This window comes from Endobacter medicaginis (genome assembly GCF_014192375.1).
GTDB lineage: Bacteria > Pseudomonadota > Alphaproteobacteria > Acetobacterales > Acetobacteraceae > Endobacter > Endobacter medicaginis.
This window is the reverse complement of sequence record NZ_JACHXV010000055.1, coordinates 1-1,579: the sequence shown is the minus strand read 5'-3', so window position 1 is coordinate 1,579 and position 1,579 is coordinate 1. Positions and strand designations below refer to the sequence as shown.

Genomic DNA, 1,579 nt, shown 5'->3' with positions numbered 1-1,579 from the left:
CGGCAGCCACCGACAAGCTGGTCGCCGTGATCCGGGCCGAGGACGGGACCTGGCACCGGCCGTTCACCACCGCCGAACTCGCCGCCCTGCAGTCTTTGTTCGATCCGGAGGAACGGGCCGAGCTCGACGGGCTGAGCGATTCCGCCTGGCGTGAGCGGATCGGCAACGCGGTGCCTCCCGCCGCCGCCCAGGCGATCGCCGAGACGATGGGGCGCACCCTGCTGGCCGCCTGGAGCGGAGAAAGCTTCATGCTCAGCGCCGAGCCGATCTGGGTGCAGCCGATCGCCGTCGCCGCGAGTGTCGACGTGCCATTTCTTCAGCTCAGATGATCGATGCGCGAGCCCGCATCACCAAAATTCCGAAACATCACGAAAGAGCGGCAACATGGGCACTGTCCGTCGATTCCTCGATCTCAGCACCGCGCACCTTTGTCCTGCCACCCGCACGCTCCTCGAGCAGCGGCCGGATATCGTCTCGATGAGCGGTCGTTTCGGCTGGCTCATGCACGTGCCCGAAGATGGCGACGGCCGCGAGGATCTCGCCGCCTGCGCCGAACTGCGACCGGTATACGCACTCGCGAGAAGCGAGGGGTGTGACTTCGTGTTGTTCGACGCCGACGCCCTGGCGGACGATCGTCTCGAGCTCTTCGACGATGACCCGTGAGGGCGCGGCTGCGCCAGGATCAGGTCCTTTTGGCGCGGCGTCGTTTAACGATCGGTGCCGGCACGGGAGCGAGCGCGCGCCGACCCAGTCCGATGCTTTTCGCCAAGGCGCTACGTCGCTCCGCATAGCTCGGCGCCACCATCGGATAGTCCGATGGCAGGCCCCATTTGGCACGGTACTGGGCGGGCGTCAGATCGTAGGCGTTCGCAAGATGACGCTTGAGCATCTTGAGCTTTTGGCCGTCCTCCAGGCAGACGAGGTAGTCGGGATGCACGCTCTTCTTGACAGGAACAGCGGGTGCCAGCGGAGGCGGCTCCTCGATCACGGGCTGGCCCTGACCAACCAGGCTGCCGTGGACGGCTGCGATGAGGGCTGGGACCCGGGAAGGCTCGATCGTGTTATGCCTCAAATACGCCGAGACGATGTCCGCCGTGAGGACGGTGAATGTCTTCATGTCGATTTCGGCGTCCATAGGTAAAACTCTCTACGAAAGAATTGCCATCGCCCCATTCCGCAATGGGCGGGAGCAGATGTTCGAAAGCACTTAGCAAGAAGTTTCGTGGGTAAGTAAAGCCAGGAAAAACAAAAGGGTTATGCTGAGCCGGAGCAATGGATCAGCATAACACGACTACAGTTGCAGGCGACCTCAGCGCGCACCTGCCCATGGCGATTCCTGCTGGGCGGCAGGTCAACAGATCCGAGAGGAGAGGCGATCCGCTGCCGTGACGCACGCGGCGCCGCAAGGGTGAAGGCCTGACGGCCCGCGCGTGCCGCGCGCCCTTGCCCCGCCGCGCGCCTGCCGGCCGACGCGTCGACATTCGAAGGGAGAATGTCGATGACGACAGACGAAATCGAAGTGGCGATCGCCACACAGGACATCACCGAAAACGCGTGCGTGGCGACACCCACGCTGCAA

General features: G+C 64.0%; 3 protein-coding genes and 1 pseudogene. 2 read left to right on the top strand and 2 right to left on the bottom strand.

The genetic code is table 11. The features are described from left to right. Together FHR90_RS17120 and FHR90_RS17115 are read left to right on the top strand one after the other, a co-directional pair. A pseudogene (locus FHR90_RS17120) lies at positions 1 to 329 on the top strand (DNA cytosine methyltransferase); the annotation flags it as partial. Between the two features lie 55 nt (positions 330 to 384). Then, positions 385 to 663 carry a DUF5983 family protein gene (locus tag FHR90_RS17115; RefSeq protein WP_176622144.1) on the top strand — a complete coding sequence of 93 codons (279 nt, stop codon included), beginning with the start codon at positions 385 to 387 and terminating at the stop codon, positions 661 to 663. A gap of 19 nt (positions 664 to 682) precedes the next feature. Here FHR90_RS17115 and FHR90_RS17110 read toward each other — a convergent pair whose 3' ends face one another. Continuing rightward, positions 683 to 1,135, bottom strand: a complete 453-nt coding sequence (locus FHR90_RS17110; protein ID WP_176622143.1) for a MucR family transcriptional regulator — start codon at positions 1,133 to 1,135, stop codon at positions 683 to 685. A 119-nt stretch (positions 1,136 to 1,254) separates the two neighbouring features. Next, positions 1,255 to 1,579, bottom strand: a 325-nt coding sequence (locus FHR90_RS17265; RefSeq protein ID WP_221188302.1) for a hypothetical protein, incomplete at its 5' end; no start/stop codon positions are given.

Coding starts and splice junctions, on each gene's coding strand:
- FHR90_RS17115 (WP_176622144.1), top strand. CDS start 385: ATGGGCACTGTCCGTCGATTCCTCGATCTCAGCACCGCGCACCTTTGT.
- FHR90_RS17110 (WP_176622143.1), bottom strand. CDS start 1,135: ATGGACGCCGAAATCGACATGAAGACATTCACCGTCCTCACGGCGGAC.